The organism is Leptolyngbya sp. CCY15150 (genome assembly GCF_016888135.1).
In the GTDB taxonomy this organism is placed as follows: domain Bacteria; phylum Cyanobacteriota; class Cyanobacteriia; order RECH01; family RECH01; genus RECH01.
Genome location: NZ_JACSWB010000104.1, coordinates 1 through 208, shown reverse-complemented (window position 1 = coordinate 208; position 208 = coordinate 1). Strand labels below are relative to the sequence as shown.

At 54.3% G+C, this 208-nt stretch carries 1 pseudogene; it reads left to right on the top strand.

What is annotated here, in order from left to right:
* Positions 1 to 208 (top strand): annotated as a pseudogene (locus JUJ53_RS25395) (photosystem II D2 protein (photosystem q(a) protein)); the annotation flags it as partial.

The window sequence follows — 208 nt, the reverse complement described above, 5'->3', positions numbered from 1 at the left end:
TCAACCCGACCCAAGCAGAAGAGACCTACTCGATGGTGACGGCGAACCGATTCTGGTCACAGATTTTCGGGATTGCCTTTTCCAACAAGCGCTGGCTGCACTTCTTCATGTTGTTTGTGCCGGTGACGGGTCTGTGGATGAGCTCGGTTGGCATCATCGGTCTAGGCTTGAACCTACGGGCCTATGACTTCACGTCGCAGGAGATTCG